Here is a 23,642-nt window from a genome sequence, read left to right on the forward strand (position 1 = left end):
AGCTTTAACGCATCCTGCATTTTGACCACAGATCAAGGGCAAATGTCCACCGCCGAACAGGCAATTTCATTATAATACTTGGAAAGCAAACCTATTCCGTTTATATGTGCACAGATCAACCAACCTGAAAATGGACAGCCTCATGCCGCATCCCAACGACAACAAACGCATCACGAAAACATCCCTCTACTCCTGGGTTCTCTATAAAAACATCTCCCTCCAGCTCATGGTGGTGGGAATCATCGTGGTCACCGTGGCCATGCGCGTCCTCCCGCTCGAGATGCAAAAGAGGATCATCAACGAAGCCATCGGCATGAAGGACATCCCTGCCCTGTGGCGTTACTGCGCCCTGTACATCGGGGCCGTCACCCTGGCCGGGATGCTCAAATTCGCCATCAACCTGATGCAGGTACACATCGGCGAGAAAGCGCTCAAGATCATCAGGGAGCGACTATACGAGCACCTGCTCTCCCTGCCGATCCAGTTCTACCGCCGCACCTCCCCGGGCAACGTCATCTCCTATCTCATCACCGAATTCATCCCTGTGGCCTCGTTCATCGGCCAGGCAGTGGCCGTGCCCGCAGTCAACATACTGACCTTCCTGGCCATGGCCTGGTACATGATCCACCTGAATCCGACCATCGGCCTCATATCCATATCCATCTATCCGATTGAACTGTTCGTGCTTCCGCGCATCCAGAAGTATTTCCGCCGGTCCAACCGGCGCCGCATCAAGCACACCCAGGCCCTTTCCGGGCTGGTGGGCGAAGCCGTGTCCGGCGTGCATGAGGTCCATTCCAACGCCTCCATTCCGCTGGAAAAGAAACGGTTCGTCACCATCCTCGACAAGCTCTACAAAGCCACGGTAATGCAGAACGGCATCAAGTTCGGCATCAAATTCATAAACAACTTCTTCATGAGTCTCGGACCGTTCGTGCTGTTTCTCATCGGCGGTTACTACGCCATCCAGGGACACTTCGACGTGGGCGCCATCGTCGCCTTCCTGTCCGCCTACGAAAAGCTCTACGATCCCTGGAAGGAACTCATGGAGTTCTGGCAGGTCTATCAGGACAGCTCGGTGCGCTATGGCCAGATCATGCGCGCCTTCGACCACACACCGGAGTTCAAACAGTACACCGAAGGGCGCGAACCCTACGTGCTCGACAACGATGTGGAGATTCGCAACCTCTCCTTCGTGATCGGCGGAAACATCCGGCTGCTGGACAACGTCTCCCTGAAGGTCAAGGGCGGCGAACATGTGGCTCTCGTGGGCTTCTCCGGCTCCGGCAAATCCACCCTGGCCCTGTGCGTGGCCCAGTTGTACAAATACACGAGCGGCAGCATCATGGTGGGCGGTCGCGAGGTCTCCGAACTGACCAAGCAGGATATTTCCTACAACCTCGGCATGGTGGCCCAGCATCCGTTCATATTCGACGGCTCGGTCAAGGAGAACCTGCTCTATTCATGCAGGTCGCTGGCCATGCAGGGTGGCTCCTGCCCCGGAGGCGAGCCGGGTCTGGACGACCTGATCAAGATATCCCAGCAGGTGGGGCTGTTCACGGACGTACTGGCTTTTGCCCTTCGATCCAGGCTTGACGAGGAGAATCCGAATGAAGCGCTCATGGATGCCATCCTCGCTTCAAGGCAGGAGTTCCAGGAGGGGCAGGACGGCATGTATGCGGACGTGGCCGAGCACATCGAATTCTTCGACATGGACACCTACAGCCAATACATGACCGTGGCCGAGAACATCGCTTTCGGCGCGGCCAACACCGAACAGTTCGACCAGGAACACCTCCATGCGCACCCCCGGTTCATGGAATTCCTCGAAGGCCACGGCCTCCAGGCGCATCTGGTGGTTTTGGGAGAGACCCTGGCTCGGGTGGTCACGGACGAAATGGGTCCGGAGCCAGTTCACGAAATGTTCGTGAACTGTCCCATTCCCGAGGCTGAATACGGCGAATACCAGAAAGTCGCCAACCGACTGGATTCCGGCGAACCGCTGTCGGAGCATGAAAAGGGCCTCATTCTCAAGCTCGCCATGGCCTACATTCCCGGCGTCCACAAACAGGTCGACCTGGACAAGGGTTTTGCCAATCGCGTGGTCCGTTCGCGCCAGGACTTCATGGACGCCGTTGCCGCCGAGTATCCCGACGCTTTCACCTTTTTCACCCACGACAAGTACATCAACTCACTGAATATTCAGGACAACATCCTGTTCGGTCGTGTTCGGACAGAGGCGCAGGGCGCCCAGGACGAGATCAACCACCGCATCATGCAGGCGTTGATCATGCAGGGAGCCCTGGAACCCGTGGCCGAAATGGGCCTGAACTTCCAGGTCGGTTCCATGGGCGACAGGCTGTCCGGCGGCCAGCGCCAGAAGGTGGCCCTGGCCCGCACCTTCCTCAAGGTCCCGCCAGTGCTCATCCTGGACGAGGCCACCGCCGCCCTGGACAACAAGTCGCAGTCCCGGGTTCAGAATATCCTGACCGACAACTGGAAAGGCAAATCCACGGTCCTGGCGGTCATCCACAGGCTGGACATGCTTCCCTATTACGACAAGGTGGTGGTCCTCAAGGCAGGCCGCATCATGGAGCAGGGCGGCTACCATGAACTGCTGGAGAAAAAGGGTGCGCTCTACACGTTGATCCACGGCAAGGAAGATTAACGCCTTGCCAACGACATGCAAAAACGGCCAAGGACATTCAACAAAACATCCTTGGTCGTTTTTTTTGGATCTTTCCATAATAAAATTCTTCCATGAACAAGATTTACCCTTTTTTTTCCGCTTTACAGGCTGTTTTTTTGAATGTACCCAGTGGTCACCCAAATCGGGACTCTCTCCCTCTCATAGGCCCGGTCCAGGAGATGTTCTCCTGGACCGGACTCTACCAAACAGGAGGCTGCCATGCCGGAACCCGCTGAAAAAGCAACTGAACTTTTCCGTCAGATGAACAAGAACCGTCGGGATGTCTTCAAGGCGTACCAGGGGTTCACTGCCGCCATCAAGAAAGGCAGCGCCATTGAGGACAAGTACCAGTCCCTGATCCTCATCGCCTGCTCCATCCTGACCCAGTGCGACATGTGTATCTCGCTGCACGTGCAGAACGCCGTCACCCACGGCGCCTCCAGGGACGAGATCATCGACGCCGGGCTGTTGGCCGTGGCCATGGGCGGCTCGCCCAAGATGATGTACATGCGGTACGTGTACGAGGAAGTGGACAAGCTCTACGAATAGTATTTCCTGTGGGGACAGCGTGCGACAGCAGGCCGTGCCCACATCTTTCGGCCTTGCCTCTGCCTGCCGGGGCATGCTTGCGGAGCGGCCGAAGCCGGAAAATCGGCACATCTGCCCACTCTCTCCGACCTCCGGGTGTTGGTTGAAACAGGGGCTGGAATCGAATCGCGACGATAACGGCGCGTCATATTCAGATATGGCACGCCGTTGTCGCATGGTCTTGCCAAGGGGGGCCGGATCAGATGAGCCTTGTCCTGGTCAGTGTTCTGCACGGGAGCAGCTCCGCTGTGCCGAGGATTCAACGCAACCGGGAAAGAGGGCCGTCCCAGGCGGGGATTTACGTGAGGTCGGCCTTTGCAAGAACGGATATGAGCCGCCTGAGCATTTCCTTGTCATAGGCATTGCGCATGGACTTGATGTGGGTCAGGGCCTCGAACGGGGTCATTCTCCGGCCTTCCTTGCCACGGGTCAGGTTGTCGTATTCGTTGCACAGGCTCAAGACCTTGACGTAGGAAGGCAGCATCGCACCCGTGGACCCGGAGGGGTAGCCCAGTCCGTCCTCACGCTCATGATGGAACAGGATGCATTGCAGCGCTTCCTGGGGCAGGGGCATGGAGGAGCACAGACTCACGCCCAGAGCGGGATGGGACTTGACCAGGTCTTTGTCCGCCCGGCTCAGGTTGTCGAATTTCTTGGTGAACAGATCCTGCGGCAACTCCATTTTACCGATGTCGTGCAGGATGGCTCCCATGCCCACAGCCACCAGTGTTTCGGAATCCTCCTTCATGAAGGAACACAGGGTGGTGATGGTCAGCACCATGACTCCGATACCGTGGCGATAGGATTCGTCACCTTCTTTGATAAACCTGGACAGTTCCTTCAGGGCGTCCTCTCTCGCAAGGAATTTCAGCGAATTGGAAATAATCGCCCGGATGCGTTTGAACTGCCGTTTGTCTATGGGCGAAGGAAGGGACCGGTCAAAGGCTTCCCTGGCAATGGACACGGTGGCGTCGTTCCACACCCTGGCCCGTTCGGTCACGGGGATGGATTCGTTGTCCAACAGCTCCAGGATGTTGTCCTGAAGGTAGTTCATGAAGTGACGGTAGTCCGCACCCTTGACGTACAGATGCTTCACGCCGAGCAGGGACAACCGCTCCTTGTGCTCGTCCGTGAACAGCTCGCCCTTTTCCGCATAGAGCACCAGCTTGCCTTCCTGCTTCAGATACAGGGAAAAGCCTCCCACCCTGGAAGGGATGACCATATAGGGGGACACCTTGACCAGGTTTTCGTCCAACGAAGGGGTTTTACTGATATTGCCGTTCCCGGCGGATGGAATGTTGCTCATGCGTTCTCCTTGATGAAAGGCGGGGATGCCTGAGCGGTACGAAATCACGACGGACATCGGAAGAGCTGTGGCAACCCGGCTGCCTGCAAGAGGCCCGTGGCTTTCCGTCCCCGCCTCGCAACGGGTTTGGCTTTGTTTCAACGAATAACATACCCGCTGCCATACGGGCTGTAAAGGGCGGTCTCTCCTGCCGAGCCGGGCGACCAAGTCAAGGGAACTTCCCGGATGCAATGAACACTTGATTATCCTTTACTTGTATCTCTGTACTTTTCATAATTGGGCGTCAGTCATTTTGAGAATATTTAGGTAAAAACATGCCATGTCAGCTTGAATTCACGGATCGCGACGCGTTCCTGCAGGTCGATGCTCGGGGAAGTATCGATAATTTTGAAGACCTCGCCGGCTATGTTGAGGCGGTTCTGGCCGAAGCGGAACGTCTGGGCAGCAAGTGCATCCTGCTTCAGGAGCAGGAATTGACAGGCCATGCTACCTGCTTCGATGCCGTGATCCTGTCGAAAAGACTGACGGAATCTCTCAACGGTTTCCCCAGACGCCGCGTAGCAGTGGTATGCGCCCAGGACAACAGGCCTGTGGCTCGAACCTTCGAGACCGTGTTGCTGAACCGGGGGTTCAGATATCGGATGTTCACCGACGTGAAGAGCGCTTCCCATTGGCTGACAGCCTAGTGTTCGGCTTGATTATTCCCATCATTTCTATCCCCATGCTTGCCTTCAACCTGAGAATGGTTACTCTCCCAAAATGACCAAAACCACCGACAACAAAGTCATTCACATAGAAGGCGCCCGGCACCACAATCTCAAGAACCTGACCCTGGATATTCCCCGCGACCAGTTGGTCGTGGTCTGCGGTCCGTCCGGTTCGGGCAAGTCCACGCTCGCGTTCGACATCGTCTACGCCGAAGGCCAGCGCCGGTACGTGGAATCCCTGTCCGCCTACGCGCGTCAGTTCCTGCCGCAGATGGACAAACCGGATGTGGACAAGGTCGAGGGACTTTCCCCGGCCATCTCGCTGGAGCAGCAGACCGCCACCCGCAACCCGCGCTCCACCGTGGGCACGGTGACCGAGGTCTACGATTTCCTGCGCGTGTTCTATGCCCGGCTGGGCAAGTACTACTGCCCGTCCTGCGGCAAGCCCATCGAGGCCCAGACCACGGACGAAATCGTGAAGGCCATCCTGGCCATGGCCGAAGGCACCAAATTCATGCTCCTGGCTCCCCTTGTCGACCACCAAAAGGGCACCCACAAGGATCTGTTCGCCAAGCTCAAGAAAGAGGGTTTCGTGCGCGTACGCATCGGCGGAGAACTTTTCTCCCTGGACGAAGTGCCCGAGCTTGAAAAGCACAAGAAACACACCATCGAACTGGTGGTGGACCGGCTGGTCATCAAGGACAACATCAAGAAGCGGCTGGCCGACTCCGTGGAACTGGCCCTGGAACGCGGCGACGAACGCATGATCGTGTCCGTGGTCGGCGGGGACACGCCCGGCGACACCTTCATGTCCACGCTGTCCACCTGCCCTGCCTGCAAGATATCCATGCCGCGCCTGACGCCGCAGCTCTTTTCCTTCAACTCGCCCCAGGGGGCCTGCCCCAACTGCAACGGCCTGGGCTTCGTGGAATATTTCGAGCCGGACCTGATCGCGCCCAACAAGGGCCTTTCCCTGAATCAGGGCGGTGTCATCCCGTGGAAGTCCGCCTACCGCCAGGAACAGTACGGCCCGCAACTGAAGAAACTCGGCAAGCAACACGGCTTCACCCTGGATACGCCGCTCGAAGACTATTCCGAGGAGGCGTGGAGCGCACTCTTTCACGGCAGCCCGGAAACGGGCTGGCCCGGCATCGTGCCCATCCTCGAATACGGCCAGCAGCAGTCCGGGGTCTGGGACCACTGGACCGCCCAGTTCCAGCAATCACGCCCTTGCCCGACCTGCGAAGGGGCGCGGCTCAAGCCCGAGGCCCTGGCCGTGCGCGTGGCCGACAAGAACATGTTCGAATTCACGGACATGTCCATCCAACGCGCCCTGGACTGGTTGAATGACCTGACCTTCTCCGGCCACGACACCCTCATTTCCGAACCGCTCCTCAAGGAGCTGACCCACCGCCTCGGCTTCATGGTCAACGTGGGCTTGGAATACCTCTCCCTGGGCCGGAACATGGCCACCCTGTCCGGCGGCGAGGCCCAGCGCATCCGGCTCGCCTCCCAACTCGGCTCCGGCCTGGTGGGCGTGACCTACGTGCTGGACGAGCCGTCCATCGGCCTGCACCCGCGCGACAACAAGCGGTTGCTCGATACCCTGCGGTCCCTTCAGGCGCGCGGCAATACCGTGCTCGTGGTCGAACACGACGAACCGACCATCCTCCATGCCGATCACGTCATCGAGATCGGTCCCAGTTCCGGCTGGCTCGGCGGCGAAGTGGTTTTTCAGGGGCCGGTGGACAAGCTGCTCAAGGCAGACACCCTGACCGGCAAATACCTGCGCGGGGACATGTTCATCGAGCCGCCCGAGACCCGGCGCAAGGCCAAGGGGTTCATCACGCTCAAGAACGTCCAGACCAACAACCTCAAGAACCTGGACGTGGACATCCCGCTCGGGGTCATGACCTGCGTGACCGGGGTGTCCGGCTCGGGCAAGTCTTCGCTGGTCATGGATTCCATGTACAAGCATCTGCTCCTGCATCGCGGACAGAAAGCGAACAACCCCGGCAAGATCGGCGGCATCAACGGGCTGGACAAGATCGAAAAGGTCATTTCCATCGACCAGTCGCCCATTGGCCGAACCCCGCGCTCCAACCCGGCCACCTACACCAAGATATTCGATGAAATCCGCAAGATATTCACCGGGTCCAAGGAGGCCCGGAAGCGCGGCTACCAGCCGGGGCGGTTCTCCTTCAACGTCAAGGGCGGACGCTGTGAAGCGTGCAAGGGTGACGGCCAGATTCGCGTGGAGATGCACTTCCTGCCCGACGTCTACGTCACCTGCGAGACCTGCAAGGGCAAACGCTACAACGCCCAGACCCTGGAAGTAGAATACCGGGGCAAGAACATCGCCGATGTGCTGGACATGACCGTGCGCCAGGCGCGAGATTTTTTCGCCAACCATCCGGCGCTCATGCGCAAGCTCGACGTGCTCGCCCAGGTCGGCCTCGAATACGTGAAGCTCGGCCAGCCTGCCACCACGTTGTCCGGCGGCGAGGCCCAGCGCATCAAGATATCCCGCGAACTCGGCAAACGCAGCCTGCCCGGAGCGCTCTACATCCTGGACGAGCCTACCACCGGCCTGCACATGCACGAGGTCGGCAAACTCATCCGCGTACTCCACGCCCTGGTGGACAAGAACGCCACGGTCATCGTCATCGAACACAACACCGACGTCATCATGGCCTCGGATCACGTCATCGACCTCGGTCCCGGCGGCGGCGAACACGGCGGCCGGATCGTGGCCTCGGGCACGCCTGAAGAGATCATCGAGAACCCCGAGAGCGTGACCGGACAGTTTCTTGTCAGGTGATTATTCTCTGATATATCGATTAAAAAAAGAGGGGCGCTGAGCGTCCCTCTTTTTTTATATGGATTGCCAAAACAGAAAGTGCCCCGATAAAAAGGCATGGCTCCGAGACAGGCGAAACAGCCAGCTCTCCACAATCCGGTTACTGGCTGACGCGCAGCGTCTGGCCGGGACGAATGGTGGATTTCTGGCTCAGGCCGTTGAGCTTGCACAGCTGGTACAGCGACATGTTGTGCCTGTGAGCGATGATCGTCAGGGAGTCGCCGCGTTTGACCACATAGGAATCTGGCTGGAGGGTCTCGCGGTACTTGGCCATGAGCGGCTGGTAGCGGTCGGAAAAATCCTCGGCCGCCCCCTCGGGCAGGAAGATGACATGCTGGCCCATGGGGATGATGTCGCTCAAGAGCTGCGGGTTCAGATCCCGGATATTCTTGTAATAGGTGTTGGCGGCCTTGGCCACGATGGTCAACGGCGTCGGGAACTTGGCCTTGAGCTTGATGCGGTCGAACTTGGCCGGAGTGTAATAATCCTCGGGGCGGAGATCAAAGCCGTACCGTGCGGGATCGGTCAGGATGAGCTTGGCCGCAATGGCACGCAGGATGTAACGCTCGGTCTCATCCGGCAGGTGAAGGTGATAGTAGTCCTTGACCTCCTGCTTCTTGATCTGCCGCTCAAGCCCCTGTTCGCCCATGTTGTAGGCGGCGCAGGCCAGGGTCCAGGAGTCGAACTGGCCGTGCAGGTCTCTCAGATATTGAGAGGCGGCCCTGGTGGAAAAAAAGAAATTCCGGCGCTCGTCGAAATAGCTGTCCACCACCAGATCGTAATTGCGCCCCGTGGAACTGATGAACTGCCAAACACCGCACGCACCCCGGTTGGAACCGGCCTCGGGTTTGAGCGCGGACTCGATGACGGCGATGAACTTGAGATCGTCGGGCATGTTCGCGCCTTTGAGCACGGTCTCGATATGCGGGAAATAGCGGCCCGTTCGCTTGAGCCAGAGGATGACCTGGGCCCGGTCCCAGAGCATGAGCAGGAGTTCCTTTTCCAGCCGCTCCCGCACCTCTGGCAGATGCAGCGGCACGAATTCGCCGCAAAAATCAAGCGGACCCTTGATGCGGATGGCCGATTCCAGGGAGGGAAAGGCTGCAATCTGCATTGGGGAAAGCATGGCCGGCTGCTGGGCACTGACCCCGGCAGGAAACAGAAACGCCCAACAGAACAGGAAGAGGCCCGCTGCGAACGGGATGAGTGGAAGCCGTCTGGGCAAGGAGGATTCTCCGTGATGCCCGCACCGGACCCGGTCCGGTGCGGGATTCTTTCATTACAGTTTGGATTTCAGCACAATGTCCGTGATCGGGCCGCGCGAGCGGTCGCCCTTGAGAACCATATGCGCATAGTTCTTATACCCCTTGAGCTTGCGCACTGTCCAGTTAAGACCGTTGTTGGACTCGTTGAGGTACGGATTGTCCACCTGCCGGGTGTCGCCCAGGCAGATACACTTCACGCCTTCACCCATGCGGGTGAGCAGGGCGCGGGTCTCGCCGCGCGACAGGTTCTGCATCTCGTCCACGATGACCACCGCGTTTTCGATGTTCATGCCGCGCAGGAAAGCCACGGGCTGAACTTCGAACTTCTTGGGGTTGAACTTGAACGAGTCATTGTTTGCGTCCGCAAAAATACGGTTGGCGGGCCGGATGTCGTGCAGCTTGATGAGCAAATCCTGCACATACTTGATGTATGGCAGCATTTTTTCTTCGATGTCGCCGGGCAGATAACCCATCTTGGCGCCGATCTCCACCACCGGCTTGACCAGATAGATCTTGCGGTAGGGATTGTCCTTGCGCTCCAGCATCAGGTAGAGGGCGGCGGCCAGGGAAAGGAAGGTCTTGCCGTAGCCCGCTTCAGACTGGATGGAAACCAGATCGATGCCGTCGCTGAGCATCAGCTCCAAAGCGAGATTCTGATAGACGCTGCGCGGCTTCACGCCCCATATCTCATGGGTGTACCCGATCTCCTTGGGACCATCAGGCCCATGGAAGATCGGGGTGCCGTTCTCCCAGCGAAAGCAGTTGCGAACAATGTCCTCGCCCTCCTCCACAAAGCCGGTATAACGCTGGGATTCGGACCGGAACGGGTCGGAATCGAGATACTGCTCGGAAGGGATACCGTAGCACTTGGCCTTGATCTGGAGAATGCGGTCATTGGTGATGAGCGTGGCTTCTTCCGGCCCCACATGCATGATTTCCTTGAGAATGCGGTCGTCCAACACGTCGTCCGTGAGGGTCTGTGCAAAATCCGGGGGGAAGATGTTGACGTCTTCGTCTTCGAGAATGGCCCGCACCGCCTGTGAGACGATGTGGCCGATACGCGGGTCTTTCTTCAGTCCGTCCAGCTCGTGCAGGACGGTATACGGGATGTATATCTGGTTTTCCACCCCATTGCGCAGGGCGGTGATGCATTTGGGATTTTCAATAAGGACGTTGGTGTCGAGGACGAAATGCTTCTGGGCCATAATCCCCCGTCCGATGGGTTGAGATTGATTCCTGTTTTTTTATCACGACTCGGTCCACGTGGCCGGAAATCAGTGAATCAACTTCATTGGCACCTCCATTGGGATTTCTGTTGGTAACGCAACCATGACCATTTTTCGAGAAAAAGTCTAGAACGAACTTGCCTGACAATGCCCGGTCCTGCATGGCAAGTCCGTGACAATCGCGTTGAAAGGCACATGTCCGCGACAGGGGCTTGCCCCTGAAACCCATGCCGGATAAGGATACCGACCATAAGGAGAAGATCATGCCCCTGACCACCCTGACCATGCAGCCGGGCCGCACCGGTGAGCAGAAGCAACGGATTCTGGACGGTGTCCACGCCGCCCTTGTCCACGCCTTCGGCATTCCCGAGAACGACCGCTACCAGTTCATCAACGAGATTCCCCGCGAGAACTGGGATGTCTCCCGCAGTCCCAATGATATCCTTGTCGAGATCAAGGCCTTTTCCGGTCGAAGCGTGGAGGCCAAGCGGGAACTCTACCGGGCCGTTGTGCGCAATTTGGAGGCGTGCGGCGTGACACCGCAAGAAGTGTTCATCATCGTCAACGACCTGCCCATGGAAAACTGGGGCATCCGGGGCGGACAGGCCGCCTGCGACATCGATTTCGGGTTCAGGATAGACGTGTAGGCTGTCCGCACACGGCCTTAGCCAACAGTCCCGACGGGTCGCGTCCCCTGAGCACCCGCATGAAAGCGGATTCCTGCCCCTGTTCTCGGGCGATCACCAGGGCGAGATGCAGTTCCTCAAGGCCGGATTCGAGCCGATAGGACTTCAGGTTGGCCAGGGCGATCTCCAGGGCCAACCGCCAATCCTTGCGCTCGAAAAGGGTCAGGATGGAGAGGAAACCGACCCGAGCCTGTTCCAACCCCATGACCGGGCGAACCAGGGAATCCAGCAAACGCAGCGTGGGCAGGTCTTCCGGCTCCCCGGACAAGATCATCAGCAAACATTCCACGGCCACGCCGGGAAGGTGGCGCTTGGCATCAAAGACGAAACCCGGCCGGACTCCCCTGCCCATGCGCTGCAACTCCCTGGCCCAGAGCGTGAGAAGCTCCTTGGGGTTTGACGGCGGCAGCGTCTTGGCTCCACGCTTTTCAAGATGACGATACCAAAAGGTCTTGGCGCCGGAGAAATGACCTGTGCGCAGGGCGGCCATGGATGCGGCCAGGTTCAGGTCCGTAGAATGCGGAAGGGTCGGGCAAACGAGCAGTTCCTTGACATTTTCCTCCAGCACGGAATCCATGCCTGCGGCAGCCTGAAACCGAAGGGTCGCGGCCAGTACCGCCGCATCCTGCCCTACCCCGGCCAGAAGATTGGCAATGGACTTGACGTCAATGGCGGACACTCCCGCTTCCCACATGGCACCGGCAGCAAGCGCGGTCCACTTGTCACTGTCCTTTCCCGTGGCCCGGTTACGCGTGGCGTCACGGGCGTATTCCACGATACGGCGAACCCTGTGTTCCGGCAGGTGGTCGGCCAACACCCTGGCATGGGCGGCCCGGGCCATGACCCCGGTCAGACGGTCGTTTTTCAGGTACTTGTCGAGTTTTTCGCCGAATTCCACAACGTGCCCGTAGGTATCCATCTCCCGACCCGGCTCGAACAGATCTGCCTGCTCCTCGATGGCCTGGCCCACAACCAGGCAACCGCTGGACGCCCCCTCGAAAAGCCGGAAATTGACTTCCCCGAAGATGGACTCGTTGGGTATAACCCTGGAACGCCCATACAGGGCCATCATCTCCGGAAACGAAACCTCCCGAAGAATGGCCGGATTATAGGCAGCGGCCCGTTCCTCAAGGAACTCCACCATCCATTTGCGTGCCGGACGATGGGCAGTGACCCGGCCCACAAATGCCAGCCCGTGTTCACGTTCTCCCCAGGGCTGTTGCGGCAGATTCTGACCGAACCACGGCAGCCAGCGGACATCGGCAGCACCCTGTCCGGCAATGGCAGGTATCCATGCCCGCTGGGTAGAACAAACCAGATCGAAAAGCCGGGCATACGCGCTGTGCCAAGAGGAGTTGAGATGAGGATCAAGGCACCAGAAGAGCAACGGGCAATCCACTTGATCAAGGCCTGTCAGAATGGACCGATTCGCCAGTCGTTCCACCTGCAAGACAAGATCCGGGGAAAAATTCCGCTCTTTCAGGGTTTCAGACAAATCGAAAAACGGCTTGGGCGATGCCTTCAGGGAGAGAACCGTATATCCGACCGAGTGAAAGGCGTCCGCCAAAAGCGGAGGGGCGTCGACAAGACAGATGTGTGACATGTCAGCAGGCATGGACGGGGTATACACTTTTTTTTGTGCCTTTGTCATTGCCGCCTCCGAGGGAGTGAACCTCCCGGAATACTTGTAAGAGCGAGCGGATTTCGTCCGTTTTTCACATCAATAATTACGCATAGCAATCTGATATTAAAAGATAAAATTAATCACTCAAAAGTGCAGGCCACCCCTAAGCATTCCCGGCTCGGTGGCCGATAAGAGTATCAACCGTGAACGCATGCACTGAATCCGGCATGCAATGCAATCATCCACCGGTTGCGGGAGAGTTGGCCGCAGGGACGCGGACAGAGGCTGTCGCAACGGATGAGGGGAGACTTCGGGAAGGACGTGAGACATCCTTCCCACTGACTTCAATAACCCAGGGAGGGGTTAATGAAGGGTTATGATGACAGTCGCTCATCAACAGCGACCCATATAGAAACCGAACAGGTGTTCGACGATTTCGGAGCCACCGAGTCGGAACGGTCCCACAGGGATTCGCCCGCTGAACGTGCTCGAAAAATCGCCCGCCTCAAGGCGGAAGTGAACTCGGGCAGCTATGAGCCGGACGTCATGGACATCGCCAGGTTGCTGACCTCGGCCATGGACCCAACGCTTTGAGCACTCCAGCATCAGCAGACTGAAGCGGCCAGCCCCGGAAGAATTTCCCGGGCTGGCCGTTTCATTTCGCACAAGGCACTTCCTACCTCACAATACAGACATCGTCTCTGAACCCTTTATACGGACTGTTTCCAAGAACCTTCAACTCAAACCGGCAACTTCATCAGCCGCCGAACCAGCCCGGCGACAGCACTTGAAGGGCCTTGGTGTAATGGACCCTGAGGTCCTCCAACTTTCCGCCAATTATCTTTTCCTGGCCCCCAAGGCTGCTCGGGCAGGTGGACTGCATTTCGGCTGCGATCGCTTCCAATTCCTTCACCGTTGACTTGATGAGGATGATCTCATCCGCCAAATCACCGCTGCTCTCGGAAGCGAGCACGTCATACAATCTCGCCTTCCAAGTGTTGAGCTCCATCTCAAGCCCCTTGCAATAGTGGGCAACGGCTTCCTGCTTTCCGGCGTCGGTCGGACAACCGTCAATTCCCATGCAACTTGGGCAAGGCCCGGGATAATCCATGTTCGGCATACTATACCTCCATATGTTTGCAGGTTGATAAGCCTCCCCTGCATAACACGCTCTGACTTCTCACACCAAACCGTAATTTTATTTATAACATGAGCCTTCAGGCGGACGGCACAAAAGAGAAACGGATTCAAGCAGGCAGCGCCCGCTCGAATCCGCTCCTTATGCATTCTTTACGGGAACGTTAGAAACGCTCGAATTCTCCTTCCTCGCTTGTCGGCAACGCGGCAGGCGTATTCCGGACCACCTGCCGTCTGACCGATGCGCCCATGCCTGACTGCTCCACCTGGAAGAAGCTCACGGCCTGCTGAAGTTGTTCGGCTTCGCCTGCCAGGCTCTCGGAAGTGGCAGCCACTTCCTCGGACGCCGAAGCGTTTTGCTGCACAACGGTGTCCAGTTCCTGAAGAGCATTGTTGATCTGCGTCGCGCCTTCATTCTGTTCATTGGTGGCTGCGGCAATCTCCTGAACCAGCTCGGCGGTACGCTTGATGTCCGGCACCATCTGGACAAGCATACTCCCGGCCTGCTCGGCCACCCGGACGCTGGAGGCGGAAAGTTCGGATATCTCGCCTGCAGCCTGGCCGCTCCGTTCGGCGAGCTTGCGCACTTCAGCGGCGACAACGGCAAAACCCTTGCCGTGCTCGCCGGCGCGGGCTGCCTCAATGGCCGCATTGAGCGCCAGCAAGTTGGTCTGCCGGGCGATTTCCTCGACGATGGATATCTTTTCCGCGATCTGCTTCATGGATTCCACAGTGCTGGCCACAGCGGCACCGCCCTTTTCCGCATCCTCTGCCGCCTTGAGGGCGATCTTTTCCGTGGTGCGCGAATTGTCGGCATTCTGTTGGATATTGGAAGTCATCTCCTCCATGGAGGACGCGACCTCCTCAACTGCGGCCGCCTGCTGGACTGCGCCCTGGGACAGGCTGTCGGATGAGGAAGTCAGTTCTTCGCCACCAGCCGCCACGGTGGCGCTGCTGGCCTGAACATTTATGACCACGTTCTTGAGCTGGGTGAGCATGTCATCCATGGCCCCGGAAAGCTGGGCAAGTTCGTCCTTGCTGGTGTCTCCAAGGGTCTTCCCGAGTTCGCCGCGAGCGATCTTCTCGGCAAACTGCACACAGACCTGCATGGGGGAAATGATGGACTTGGCAATGAGGATGCTCAAGGGGACCACCACCACGGCCAGCCCGACAAGGATGCCGATGCCGATCCACATGACCAGGGAACGGGTAAAACCGTGCAGTCCTTCTCTGATCACCTCGGTCTTGCTCTTGATTTCATCAACGTAAATCCCGGTCGCGATCCACAGGTCGGTACCTGGAATCATCATTGAATAGGCCATCTTGGGCGATGCCTGACTTTCGCCGGGCTTGGGGAACCAGTAGGTGGTGAACCCTCCGCCGCCCTTGGCCGCCTGGATCATATCCTTAACATATTCCTTGCCGTTCTGGTCCTTGTTGTCCAGATTCGATTTGCCGGGATAATCAGGCCTCAACGGGTGAGCTATGTTCACTCCCTTGGTGTCATAGGCAAAATAATATCCGTCCTCGCCATACCGGGACTCCTGCAACTCGGCCTGAATGGTCTTGACCCGATCTTCACCGTTGGCTTCGGCCTTGACGATCGCATCCCCCACCTTGGTGGCCAGGGTTTGCACTGAATACTTCAATGTGCGCTCAAACCCTTCAATCATGGCGGTTTCAGCTTGATCGATTCCGGTTTCAGACAGGTTGACCATCCCCATCCAGAACGCTCCGCTGGCCAGCAGTGTTGACAAGATGAGCAGCACCAGCAGCGCGAAAATCCGTGTTTTTATACCAAAATTTCTCAACATATTCCCCTCTTGTGAGTACAGTTGCACTGAATTAGCACAGCCTAACTATCGTATTAATCGATCTATTCCGTTATAGATATTAGAATCTTCGATTTTCGCACAATACAGAAGTGTAAGCACATAAAAAAGTCCGAGCAGGTTTTGAACCTGCTCGGACTTGCTGTTCTTTGAAGTTTTACGAGAAAACTACTTGTTCGTTTCCACGTACCAGCCACTGGACTTGGTCAACAACTCCTGCACCCGGCCAACCAGTGCGTGAGGGTCTGTCAGGTAGCCCTCGAGCAACAAAGCAGATTCGAAAAGCTGATTGGCGGCCTGCTCGATGAAGGGATCATTCTCGTCCTTGTTGAAGATAGTCAACATGTTACGGACCAATGCATGGTCTGGGTTGATCTCCAGCACCTTCTTGGGGATGGAGGTATCCTTGCTCATGACACGCATGATCTTGTCCATGGATGAAGTCACGTTGCCGTCGGGGTTGGCCAGGCAGACCGGGGAATCCGACAGTCTTGCGGAGGCTTTGACCTCGGTGACGCTCTCGCCGAGCACTTCCTTGATGCGGGCCAGCAGCTTGCCCAGGGTGGTCTTCTGGTCTTCGGTCAACGCCTCGGGCCTGTCTTCCTTTTCGCTGGACTCGAACTTGTCGAGTTTGGTCATGTCCGCATGTTCTGCCGAAACCAGGGCAAAGCCGTCAAACTCGCGCAGGGCGTCCATGACAAACTCGTCGATGGGTTCAAACAGGTACAGCACCTCGATGCCTTTCCTGCGGAACACCTCCAGGTGCGGAGAAAGCTCAAGCGCCTGCCGACTGGGACCGTAAGCGTAGTAGATTTCCTTCTGCTCTTCCTTGGCCCGCGAGATGTAGTCGGCAAAGGAGGTCAAGCCCTTGTCGTCTTCGGAGGTCGAGGAATTGAACCGTACCAGGCCGCTGAACTTGTCCTTGTTCAGAAAGTCCATATAGCCCGCCTTGAACAGCTCGCCGTGGGCATGCCAGAACTCGTTGTACCGCTCCGCATTGTCCTTGGCTATCTTGCCCAGATGATCCAGAACCTGCTTGACCAGGGTGGAACTGATCTTGCGTATGAGGATGTTGTCCTGAAGCGTCTCGCGGGAAATGTTCAAGGGCAGGTCTTCGGTATCCACCACGCCCTTGACGAAGCTCAGGTATTCGGGGAGCAGATCCTTGTTCTGCTTCTCGATGAGCACCCGGCGCACGTACAGATCCAGGCCGCGATTTTCCCGGCCCAGCCCAAAGGGATCGTTACCGAACTTCGGAATGAACATGAGGGCGTTGAACTGCACCGGCGCATCCACAGAAGCATGCAGCGTGTCAAAGGGGGCCTCGGAATCAAAAGTCAGGAACTTGTAGAACTCGGCGTACTGCTCGGGCGTAATCTGGAACTTGGGTTCACGCCACAGGGCCGAAATGGTGTTGACCCGGTTCTCCCCAACGAAGATGGGGAAATTGATGAAGTTCGAATGCCGGTTGACCACGGCCTTGAGATGAGCCTCATTGGTGAACTGGCTTGCCAGGTCTTCCTTCAGGCTGACCGTGATCTCGGTTCCGTGCGGACGGTCCTCGTCCAGTTCCTGAAGCTTGTAGTCCGTGCGTCCGTCGGACGTCCAGGCCACGGCCTTGGCCTCGGGGTCGATGCTGCGGGTAATCACCGTGACCTCGTCGGCCACCATGTACACGGAATAGAAACCCACGCCGAAGCGGCCGATAAGGGAATCCAGCGATTCCTTGCCCTCTTCTGCCAGACGCGCCAATTCCGCAGTGCCGGAATGGGCGATGGTGCCGATGTTTCGCATCAGCTCATCGCGGGTCATGCCGATACCCGTATCCGTAATGGTCAGGGTCTTGGCCTCAGCGTCGACTGTAATGCGGATTTCCGGAGCAGCTTCATCGCTTGCACCGTCACTCTGAGCCTTGAAGCGGACCTTCTCCAAGGCATCGGACGCATTGGAAATGAGTTCGCGCAGGAAGATTTCCTTGTTCGTGTACAGTGAGTGAACCAGGATATCCAGGAGCTGGCTGACCTCGGCCTTAAATTTATGGGTGGTTTTTTTGCCCATTGAAACAACCTCCGAATCAAATGATATGAACGCCCGCCGGAGGAGCCGCTTGGCTCTCCCGGCGGGACTTGCAGTAAGGAGAGAGTGTTCGGGAAAATCAGTCCCCTGAACGGGGGTTAGGTAGATACGGATTTGATCTTGTCAAGGAGATACTTTTCCATTTCGCGACGATCCTTGCGCAACCGGACCATCTCCGCCTCCATGACCGCGAGCTTTTCCTTGAGTTCCCTGTTCTCGGACTTCAAGGCCTCGGTGTCTTCCATGGTCACCGTAATGCGCCGGGCCGCTTCTTCCAATCCCTGCCGGACCTCGGTCACGTCAGGCGACCCCATGCTTTCAGCATCAAGCACCGAACGGATACCGTCACCCACGGACTTGGCTATTTCCATGCCGATGGCCGCAGCCATCTTCATGACCGGTTCCATGGACCCGGCGGACAGGGCCATGGGGACGTCGCCGCCACCGGAGACAGTCGGCATGGCATCGGCCTGGAGCGGATAGTTTTGGGACAGCTGGTCCATGACGTCGCGGGCGGTGTGGCCTTCCTTGAGAAGACGGGAAATGGCTCCGAACACCTCAACGGCTTCAGGCCTGAACCGTTTCTGGCGTCCCCGCCCCACGCTCGGCAGATGCTGGGAAAAACGGTTTTTCCAATAATGCACAGTGGACTCGGGCAGTTCCAGTTCGCGGGCGATTTCTGCCACGGAAAGCACTTTCTTGCCAGTCATGTCTCAACTCCCCTTGCTTGACTTGCCTACCTTGTTGTTCTTCATTGGAGTACAGAAAATTCCGCATTGAGACAAGTATTTTATTTTCTCATCCTCCTAATTTTAAAGAAGTTTTCAACTACAACAAAGACTCCTGCCAGCGTTGTGGTTGATATTCTTGATTATTTCTAGACTTTTATTAGAAAAGCACGATAGCTGGCGGCGAATCTGCCCGGACGGTCCATTCCCTGTTTGCGCTTGCACGCAGAACCCATTATGTTCGTGCGGTTGTCACAAGCCATTCGCAAGGGGAAGCCGCCAATGAAACCACTTTTCACCTCCAGACCCGCCTATATCGCGCTCAGGCTGATCATCGGCCTGCTGTTCATGTATGCCGGGGCCATCAAGCTCGCCAACCCCGACGGTTTTGCCGTGACCATCAACATATACGGACTGGTTACATGGCGCATGGCCACAGCCCTCGCCTATGTCATCCCGGCCATTGAGATCATCACGGGGTTGGGGTTGGTGCTCGACGTCAAAGGGGCGTTGCTGACCGTTGTCGCACAGTTGTTGGGGTTCATGGTTATACTGCTGTACGCCCTGCATATCGGCCTGGATGCCGACTGCGGCTGTTTCGGCACACCCCGATCCACTGCCAACGCCCCCACAGGGCCCCTTGAAGCCCTTTTCCGCGACGGACTCATGCTGGCTGCCTGTGCAGCCATGTACTGGCAACGCAGCAAGGCCGGAAGAACTCCCCGCCCCATCACCCGCCTGTTTTCCAAAAGCGCATGAAAAAGGCCGCATTGCTGCGGCCTTGTCGTTCCTGTTGCGGTCACCCGGCTACTGAACCAATTGCCAGGAACCGTCAGGCTGTCTGTAAGCCTTGGCGTAGACCGTCTGGGTGGAGCCGTCGGCCATGCGGGCCTTGAGCGTCACATCACGTTCCACACGTCCGTTGCCATATTGTCGAGGCGGTTCCGGAATGGCCTGATACTGGACATGACTGTCCGGGTTGACCCACCGGGTTGCATGGCCCGAAGGAGCGGTCTCCAGGGTATTGTGTATCTGCCGTTCGTCGTAGGCATCATACTTGTCCATCTCATTGCCCGCGATATAACCGACCAGCATACCTGCGCCCGCACCAATGGCTGCGCCGGATATCTTGTTCTTGAAAGTCAGTGCGCCCAGGGTGGCGCCGGCCAATGTGCCGAGTGCGGCACCGTTCTGCGCCTGGGTTGTCTGGCATCCCGTCAGCAGCGAAATCATCATTACCAATACGATTGCGGTTCTCATGGTTATATCCTCCTGTTCGGCCTACCCGGCCCTTGATGCTTCTCAGGCCGCATGGCCTTGCTCTCATGACCTTTTTTTGAGCAATGCGTATGCCACCACACAACATCCCGATTCCATTGGCTTTCAACAAAACACAAACGCTCCAGCGCGCGCAAAAATACGCACAGGAACGCAATTATTGTCCACTGGAAGCAAGGGCTGGCGATAAAAACCGGCAGGCGGTTTCAGACAGGGCAATAACAGTTGAACGCTCTTTGGAGACAAACAACAACGAACTACATCAGGGAAAAAACGGATTCATCCGAAAAAAAGATCGATGCAGTGCCATGGCAAACCCGGGACAATCAATCCAGCCAGGCTATTTCCACATCTTTTCGCGCCGGGATGCGCTTGTAGCGATATTTCGGGTAGCCAAGCATGAGGGCTGCGTAGACGCCGTGCCCTTCGGGGATGCCGAGGGTTTCACGGATGGCGCAACACCCCTCGGCCACTTCCATGAGGAATCCGGCCCAGCATGCACCTATGCCGTGGGCATGGGCGGCCAGTTCGAGGTAGGCGGCGGCCAGGGAGCAGTCCTCGGCAGGGTTGAACCCGTCCTCTGGCGCGTGGGCCACGGCCACATGCGGCGCCCCGTGCAGGATCTTGTCCAACCCTTTGGACCAGTTCTTGACCACGCCGGGGAACACGGAATGGGTAGCCATGTATTCCACGGTCAACCCGGCAAGACGACGGGTCGCCTGCGGGGTGCGGGTGATGATCCAGCGGGCCGGCTGACCGTTCTTGGCGCTGGGGGCAAACCGGGAGATGGAGAACAGGCGGTTCAACACATCCTCGGGAATGACCTTGTCCCTGTAGGCGCGCACGGACCGGCGACCGCACAGGAACTGCTCGGCCTGATCCGGGGTGAGTTTCAAATCCCTGACCAGAGGCACGCACTGCTCGGGAGACAGTCCTTGGGACACGGCGGGCATCTCGGGCAGGGTGACGGCCCCAACCGGGCACACGGCCACGCAATGACCGCAGTTGATGCAGGTCTTTCTGGCAGCGGGACGAAGCTTGGGGAAGCCGTCCGCACCGTCCACGATCAAGTCAAAAGGGCACTCGTCCAGACAGGCGCCGCACTGCTTGCAGATATCCTTGTCAGCAAACATGATCGCTCCCTATACAGGATTACGCACCCGGCATGCAGGTGCGGAAAAAACAGACAGTCGGTGTCTAGCGTGCGACGGCGGCGATGGCTGGAATGGCCTCGAGCATGACCCCGCGCAGGGCATCGGCCAGGATGTCCGACTCCGTGGAATATCCCGGCACGACCACGTCCTCCACCTCGCTCATGTACTTCTGGACATGCACCGTCTCTCCGCCCTTGGTAACCATGATCCTGACGGACACCTTGCCCTTGTAGGTGGTCACGCCGGTCTGGTTGAGCTCCACGCCCAGCACCTCGCCGGTCACGAGCAGGTCGTCCTCGGGCATGACCGTGGAGGTCCGGTACTTGGCCGTGCAACCGGCACTCTCAAGCTCGTCGAACAAGGCCCAGCCGACCCAGTCAGCGACATCGGAAAGCGAGGTGATGACACTGTTGTCGGTGGTTTTACCCAGGTTGGTAACAGTCCGCTTGTCCTCGAACCTGAAGACCACCACATTGCCCACGCACGGGGAATCCGTGCTGTTCAGGGCGTAACTGAGTTTGATCGCATTGCTCTTGGCGCAACCGGGAAGCAAAAACACCATCAGACACAAAGGCAGCAACCATTTGCTATATGTATTCATCAGAGGTTCTCCATCATATTTCATCCCCCTGCGGGGGCGTTTCCTTGTTTCCTTTCAAATGCTCGTCGAATTCCTTTTCCATCTTGTCCAACATCTTCCGGGTCAACTCCAGCAGTCGGTCCAGGTTCTCATCGACAAAGGACTTGGCCTTGTCGTCCAACTCCTTGTCCGCCGAAGGGATGCCGGACTCGGCTTCTTCCCGGATCTTGGCCCGGCTCTCATCCACCTCAAGCAGCTTCTGGATGTTTTCAAGATTCTTGCGCACCACGATCAGCTCATCCTTGAAGGCCTGATCGCGCTGCTTGACTTCTTGCCTCAGGGCCGCGACCTCGGCCTCCAAAGCCTCAAGCCGTTGCGGGTCTGCGCCGGGTCCGTCGCAGGCACACAGAAAGAGCAGGGCCAAAACAAGGACCAAAAGAACGCTTTTTTTCATGACCGTCTCCTTCATATGGCGCGTGATACCACACAGACTTGCCGGATGACAATCCGAAGCGCCCCTTTTCCCGATCATGTCATAATACCATTCTCCATCTTGATTTTACCTCGATAGTCCGTACAATGAATTCATTCTGGACGACTCATACCCCTGACGCCAAAGAGAAAACCGGCTATGAAATTTATCTGCACCCTGACATTGACGCTCATCCTGGCAGCCACGGCCGTTCCGGCAATGGCTGCGGACTACGTAACAGCCCCGGCCCCGACGAGTTTTCGCGGACTGACCTGGGGGACACCCGTATCCGACATAACGGACCTCAGCCCGGTACAAAAACCAGGTTTCGAGGATACCTACTTTAGGCGGAACGAACCCATGACCCTCGGCAAGGCCGAAATCGTTTCCGTGGCCTACTATTTCCAAAAGGACAAACTCTTCCGTGTCGGCGTGGCCTTTGCCGGACGGGTCAACCAGTTTTTCCTCAAGGAAATGCTGATGCAAACATACGGACCGGGCAGGGGCGTGGGCTTCCGCTACGGTTGGATGTGGCCGCAATTCTCCATCGAAATCAATTATGATAACGACAAGAACACCGGCAGCCTCTATTACACGTATGAGGGTACCCTGGAATAGCCCTCCAGAGCCGACGGAATCCACATGAGCACGGAATCACCCCCATCCCGCAACCTCAAGACCCGCTACAAGGCGTTCTACATCCTGAGCGTCCTGTGCCTGGCCGCTTTGTTCTGCATCAACTTCGGGGTCATCTACACGCTGGTGCTGACCCCGCCGGAGGACCCTGCAAAGCTGATGCGGCTGGTGTACCTGTGCATGGTGGCCGGGTTCTTCATCCTCGCGACCCAGGCCCTGCTGATCCTCAAACACGTCATCGCCACCCTGGATCGGGATGCGGCAACCGCTGACGAGGTGTGCGGAAAACTGGAACAGCTCACGGTCATCGACACCCTGACCAAGGCCTACAACCGGGGTAAATTCGAAGAGGTGACGGCCAGGGAACTGGGCAATGTTCGCCGCTATGCACACGACCTCTCGGGCATCATCTTCGACGTGGACGATTTCAAGGCCATCAACGAAACCCACGGGTACTGCACCGGCGACAGACTGCTGGCCAACCTGGCGCATTTCATCGACAGCAAGCTCAGAAACAACGACTACATGTTCCGCTGGAGGGGCGGAAAATTCATCATCCTGGCCCCGCACACGGAATTGGACCAGGCCGCCCTTGTGGCCGAAAAACTCCGGGAGCTCGTTGCCCACAAGATTTTCGGCGGCAAGATCAAGATGTCCATCTCCCTGGGAGTCGTCCAGGCCACCCGGGACGACACCACGGACACCCTCATGCACCGCCTCCAGACAGCCCTTGCCGGGGCCAAGAATTCCGGCAAAAACCGGGTGGTGGTTGACAAAGAATCCCTGCCCTGACCGGAC

The 23,642-nt window shown here is 57.6% G+C and carries 21 protein-coding genes and 1 riboswitch; of the genes, 9 read left to right on the forward strand and 12 right to left on the reverse strand.

Features of this window, described 5'->3' with window-relative positions; genetic code table 11:
• The first annotated feature begins 106 nt into the window (after positions 1 to 106).
• Both DWB63_RS13495 and DWB63_RS13500 read left to right on the forward strand, forming a co-directional pair.
• Positions 107 to 2,668 (forward strand): ABC transporter ATP-binding protein, encoded by a 2,562-nt coding sequence (locus DWB63_RS13495; RefSeq protein WP_241648849.1) that lies wholly within the window; start codon positions 107 to 109, stop codon positions 2,666 to 2,668.
• Positions 2,669 to 2,908: 240 nt separating this feature from the next.
• Positions 2,909 to 3,238, forward strand: a complete 330-nt coding sequence (locus DWB63_RS13500) for a carboxymuconolactone decarboxylase family protein (RefSeq protein WP_128329377.1) — start codon at positions 2,909 to 2,911, stop codon at positions 3,236 to 3,238.
• Between the two features lie 337 nt (positions 3,239 to 3,575).
• Here DWB63_RS13500 and DWB63_RS13505 read toward each other — a convergent pair whose 3' ends face one another.
• Positions 3,576 to 4,583 (reverse strand): HD domain-containing phosphohydrolase, encoded by a 1,008-nt coding sequence (locus DWB63_RS13505; RefSeq protein WP_128329378.1) that lies wholly within the window; start codon positions 4,581 to 4,583, stop codon positions 3,576 to 3,578.
• 66 nt (positions 4,584 to 4,649) lie between these two features.
• Positions 4,650 to 4,724, reverse strand: a riboswitch (cyclic di-GMP riboswitch).
• 173 nt (positions 4,725 to 4,897) lie between these two features.
• On the opposite strand from DWB63_RS13505, the gene DWB63_RS13510 reads away from it, so the two are divergent.
• A complete protein-coding gene (locus DWB63_RS13510; RefSeq protein ID WP_128329379.1) occupies positions 4,898 to 5,269 on the forward strand; it encodes a hypothetical protein in 372 nt (123 codons plus the stop codon).
• 73 nt (positions 5,270 to 5,342) lie between these two features.
• Positions 5,343 to 8,111 carry an excinuclease ABC subunit UvrA gene (gene uvrA, locus DWB63_RS13515; RefSeq protein ID WP_128329380.1) on the forward strand — a complete coding sequence of 923 codons (2,769 nt, stop codon included), beginning with the start codon at positions 5,343 to 5,345 and terminating at the stop codon, positions 8,109 to 8,111.
• A gap of 139 nt (positions 8,112 to 8,250) precedes the next feature.
• On the opposite strand, the gene DWB63_RS13520 is transcribed toward uvrA, so the two are convergent.
• Positions 8,251 to 9,375: a lytic transglycosylase domain-containing protein gene (locus DWB63_RS13520; protein ID WP_128329381.1), complete on the reverse strand. Its 1,125-nt coding sequence runs from the start codon at positions 9,373 to 9,375 to the stop codon at positions 8,251 to 8,253.
• 54 nt (positions 9,376 to 9,429) lie between these two features.
• On the reverse strand, positions 9,430 to 10,620 hold the full coding sequence (locus DWB63_RS13525; protein WP_128329382.1) for a PhoH family protein: 1,191 nt from the start codon (positions 10,618 to 10,620) through the stop codon (positions 9,430 to 9,432).
• Between the two features lie 248 nt (positions 10,621 to 10,868).
• Between DWB63_RS13525 and DWB63_RS13530 the strand changes: the two genes are divergently transcribed.
• On the forward strand, positions 10,869 to 11,288 hold the full coding sequence (locus tag DWB63_RS13530; protein ID WP_206613172.1) for a tautomerase family protein: 420 nt from the start codon (positions 10,869 to 10,871) through the stop codon (positions 11,286 to 11,288).
• Here DWB63_RS13530 and DWB63_RS13535 read toward each other — a convergent pair.
• Positions 11,272 to 12,978, reverse strand: a complete 1,707-nt coding sequence (locus DWB63_RS13535) for a glycosyltransferase (protein ID WP_128329384.1) — start codon at positions 12,976 to 12,978, stop codon at positions 11,272 to 11,274. The genes DWB63_RS13530 and DWB63_RS13535 overlap by 17 nt on opposite strands.
• A gap of 339 nt (positions 12,979 to 13,317) precedes the next feature.
• Here DWB63_RS13535 and DWB63_RS13540 point away from each other — a divergent pair, with 339 nt between their 5' ends.
• Entirely contained in the window at positions 13,318 to 13,545 is a 228-nt protein-coding gene (locus DWB63_RS13540) for a flagellar biosynthesis anti-sigma factor FlgM (RefSeq protein ID WP_128329385.1), read from the forward strand.
• A 163-nt stretch (positions 13,546 to 13,708) separates the two neighbouring features.
• Here DWB63_RS13540 and DWB63_RS13545 read toward each other — a convergent pair whose 3' ends face one another.
• The 4 genes from DWB63_RS13545 to DWB63_RS13560 all read right to left on the reverse strand — a co-directional run bounded on the left by DWB63_RS13545 (position 13,709) and on the right by DWB63_RS13560 (position 18,706).
• On the reverse strand, positions 13,709 to 14,071 hold the full coding sequence (locus DWB63_RS13545; RefSeq protein WP_128329386.1) for a hypothetical protein: 363 nt from the start codon (positions 14,069 to 14,071) through the stop codon (positions 13,709 to 13,711).
• A gap of 181 nt (positions 14,072 to 14,252) precedes the next feature.
• Positions 14,253 to 15,902: a methyl-accepting chemotaxis protein gene (locus tag DWB63_RS13550; protein WP_241648850.1), complete on the reverse strand. Its 1,650-nt coding sequence runs from the start codon at positions 15,900 to 15,902 to the stop codon at positions 14,253 to 14,255.
• Positions 15,903 to 16,088: 186 nt separating this feature from the next.
• Entirely contained in the window at positions 16,089 to 17,978 is a 1,890-nt protein-coding gene (gene htpG / locus DWB63_RS13555) for a molecular chaperone HtpG (protein WP_128329387.1), read from the reverse strand.
• A 116-nt stretch (positions 17,979 to 18,094) separates the two neighbouring features.
• Complete coding sequence (locus DWB63_RS13560; RefSeq protein WP_128329388.1) at positions 18,095 to 18,706, reverse strand: MerR family transcriptional regulator; 612 nt, start codon at positions 18,704 to 18,706, stop codon at positions 18,095 to 18,097.
• Between the two features lie 300 nt (positions 18,707 to 19,006).
• Here DWB63_RS13560 and DWB63_RS13565 point away from each other — a divergent pair, with 300 nt between their 5' ends.
• Positions 19,007 to 19,483, forward strand: a complete 477-nt coding sequence (locus DWB63_RS13565) for a MauE/DoxX family redox-associated membrane protein (protein WP_128329389.1) — start codon at positions 19,007 to 19,009, stop codon at positions 19,481 to 19,483.
• Positions 19,484 to 19,531: 48 nt separating this feature from the next.
• Here the strand turns inward: DWB63_RS13565 and DWB63_RS13570 are convergent, their stop codons facing one another.
• From DWB63_RS13570 to DWB63_RS13585, 4 genes are all read right to left on the reverse strand, one after another.
• Positions 19,532 to 19,984 carry a glycine zipper domain-containing protein gene (locus DWB63_RS13570; protein ID WP_128329390.1) on the reverse strand — a complete coding sequence of 151 codons (453 nt, stop codon included), beginning with the start codon at positions 19,982 to 19,984 and terminating at the stop codon, positions 19,532 to 19,534.
• A 344-nt stretch (positions 19,985 to 20,328) separates the two neighbouring features.
• Entirely contained in the window at positions 20,329 to 21,135 is an 807-nt protein-coding gene (locus DWB63_RS13575) for a nitroreductase family protein (protein ID WP_128329391.1), read from the reverse strand.
• Between the two features lie 64 nt (positions 21,136 to 21,199).
• A complete protein-coding gene (locus DWB63_RS13580; protein WP_128329392.1) occupies positions 21,200 to 21,757 on the reverse strand; it encodes a hypothetical protein in 558 nt (185 codons plus the stop codon).
• A 13-nt stretch (positions 21,758 to 21,770) separates the two neighbouring features.
• Positions 21,771 to 22,190 (reverse strand): hypothetical protein, encoded by a 420-nt coding sequence (locus DWB63_RS13585; RefSeq protein ID WP_128329393.1) that lies wholly within the window; start codon positions 22,188 to 22,190, stop codon positions 21,771 to 21,773.
• A gap of 177 nt (positions 22,191 to 22,367) precedes the next feature.
• Here DWB63_RS13585 and DWB63_RS13590 point away from each other — a divergent pair, with 177 nt between their 5' ends.
• Complete coding sequence (locus tag DWB63_RS13590; RefSeq protein WP_128329394.1) at positions 22,368 to 22,826, forward strand: hypothetical protein; 459 nt, start codon at positions 22,368 to 22,370, stop codon at positions 22,824 to 22,826.
• 24 nt (positions 22,827 to 22,850) lie between these two features.
• Entirely contained in the window at positions 22,851 to 23,636 is a 786-nt protein-coding gene (locus DWB63_RS13595; protein WP_128329395.1) for a GGDEF domain-containing protein, read from the forward strand.
• Positions 23,637 to 23,642: the final 6 nt, after the last annotated feature.

Source organism: Pseudodesulfovibrio sp. S3 (assembly GCF_004025585.1).
Taxonomy (GTDB): Bacteria; Desulfobacterota; Desulfovibrionia; order Desulfovibrionales; family Desulfovibrionaceae; genus Pseudodesulfovibrio.

What these genes read in the sequence shown, in the direction of transcription:
- DWB63_RS13575 (WP_128329391.1), bottom strand. Translation starts at nt 21,135, where the DNA reads ATGTTTGCTGACAAGGATATCTGCAAGCAGTGCGGCGCCTGTCTGGAC.
- DWB63_RS13590 (WP_128329394.1), top strand. Translation starts at nt 22,368, where the DNA reads ATGAAATTTATCTGCACCCTGACATTGACGCTCATCCTGGCAGCCACG.
- DWB63_RS13510 (WP_128329379.1), top strand. Translation starts at nt 4,898, where the DNA reads ATGCCATGTCAGCTTGAATTCACGGATCGCGACGCGTTCCTGCAGGTC.
- DWB63_RS13550 (WP_241648850.1), bottom strand. Translation starts at nt 15,902, where the DNA reads ATGTTGAGAAATTTTGGTATAAAAACACGGATTTTCGCGCTGCTGGTG.
- DWB63_RS13595 (WP_128329395.1), top strand. Translation starts at nt 22,851, where the DNA reads ATGAGCACGGAATCACCCCCATCCCGCAACCTCAAGACCCGCTACAAG.
- DWB63_RS13570 (WP_128329390.1), bottom strand. Translation starts at nt 19,984, where the DNA reads ATGAGAACCGCAATCGTATTGGTAATGATGATTTCGCTGCTGACGGGA.
- DWB63_RS13560 (WP_128329388.1), bottom strand. Translation starts at nt 18,706, where the DNA reads ATGACTGGCAAGAAAGTGCTTTCCGTGGCAGAAATCGCCCGCGAACTG.
- DWB63_RS13540 (WP_128329385.1), top strand. Translation starts at nt 13,318, where the DNA reads ATGAAGGGTTATGATGACAGTCGCTCATCAACAGCGACCCATATAGAA.
- DWB63_RS13580 (WP_128329392.1), bottom strand. Translation starts at nt 21,757, where the DNA reads ATGAATACATATAGCAAATGGTTGCTGCCTTTGTGTCTGATGGTGTTT.
- DWB63_RS13535 (WP_128329384.1), bottom strand. Translation starts at nt 12,978, where the DNA reads ATGACAAAGGCACAAAAAAAAGTGTATACCCCGTCCATGCCTGCTGAC.
- htpG (WP_128329387.1), bottom strand. Translation starts at nt 17,978, where the DNA reads ATGGGCAAAAAAACCACCCATAAATTTAAGGCCGAGGTCAGCCAGCTC.
- DWB63_RS13565 (WP_128329389.1), top strand. Translation starts at nt 19,007, where the DNA reads ATGAAACCACTTTTCACCTCCAGACCCGCCTATATCGCGCTCAGGCTG.
- DWB63_RS13585 (WP_128329393.1), bottom strand. Translation starts at nt 22,190, where the DNA reads ATGAAAAAAAGCGTTCTTTTGGTCCTTGTTTTGGCCCTGCTCTTTCTG.
- DWB63_RS13545 (WP_128329386.1), bottom strand. Translation starts at nt 14,071, where the DNA reads ATGCCGAACATGGATTATCCCGGGCCTTGCCCAAGTTGCATGGGAATT.
- DWB63_RS13500 (WP_128329377.1), top strand. Translation starts at nt 2,909, where the DNA reads ATGCCGGAACCCGCTGAAAAAGCAACTGAACTTTTCCGTCAGATGAAC.
- uvrA (WP_128329380.1), top strand. Translation starts at nt 5,343, where the DNA reads ATGACCAAAACCACCGACAACAAAGTCATTCACATAGAAGGCGCCCGG.
- DWB63_RS13530 (WP_206613172.1), top strand. Translation starts at nt 10,869, where the DNA reads ATGCCGGATAAGGATACCGACCATAAGGAGAAGATCATGCCCCTGACC.
- DWB63_RS13505 (WP_128329378.1), bottom strand. Translation starts at nt 4,583, where the DNA reads ATGAGCAACATTCCATCCGCCGGGAACGGCAATATCAGTAAAACCCCT.
- DWB63_RS13525 (WP_128329382.1), bottom strand. Translation starts at nt 10,620, where the DNA reads ATGGCCCAGAAGCATTTCGTCCTCGACACCAACGTCCTTATTGAAAAT.